Annotated in this window: 1 protein-coding gene; it reads right to left on the bottom strand. The window is 31.5% G+C overall.

Translation table 11 applies throughout. The annotated features are described in order from the left end of the window. On the bottom strand, positions 1 to 765 hold a 765-nt coding region (locus tag KFD70_RS29260), incomplete at both ends, for a condensation domain-containing protein (RefSeq protein WP_431613552.1).

Genomic DNA, 765 nt, shown 5'->3' with positions numbered 1-765 from the left:
ACTTCCTTATAACTCATACTTTTGCCCATAAATTCTAAAGCAATTTTATTGGGAGATTGTTTAGCTTTCTCCTCCAATACTTCGTATATTGTCTTTTCCAAAGGAAAATGGAAGTCTGTCTTATTAAACTCATTCAGTATTTTTTCTTCCTCACATTTATCTAATATTTCTATATTTTTTATCAACTTTTCGTCACTATCTACTATTTCCGATATTATCTTTAATAAGTGACCAATCATTCTTTCTACTGTTTCTTTCTTGAACAATTTAGTACTATATTCAAGTTCTATCTCATATTCTTTTTCCACTGGTTTTACATTCAAGGATATGTCAACTTTTGATTTCCCCGTGCGGACAGGTAGCCTTTTCATCATCAAGTCGTCTAACACAATGTCTTCAACATCAAAGGTATCTATGACATTCAAAAATACATCAAATAATGGATTCCTGCTCGCATCTCTTGCTAAACCTAATTTATCTACTAATTCTTCGAATGGATAACTTTGATTTTCATAAGCTTCAAGAGCATTTTCTTTTACTTCATATAGGTAATCAATGTATCTCTTCTCACTTGACGGATAACTTCTCACTGCTAAAGTATTTGCAAACATTCCTATTATATTTGACATATCTGAATGTTGTCTTCCTGATGCAGGAGTTCCTATTATAACATCCGATTTCCTGCTATATTTTGACAAGAGTATACTTAATACTGAGAACATTACCATATGCAAAGTAGAACCCGTTTTGCTCATAAGATTTTTT

The organism is Bacillus pfraonensis (assembly GCF_050768835.1).
GTDB lineage: Bacteria > Bacillota > Bacilli > Bacillales > Bacillaceae_G > Bacillus_A > Bacillus_A pfraonensis.
Note: the sequence above shows the minus strand (reverse complement) of the source record. Positions and strands in the feature narration are given on the sequence as shown.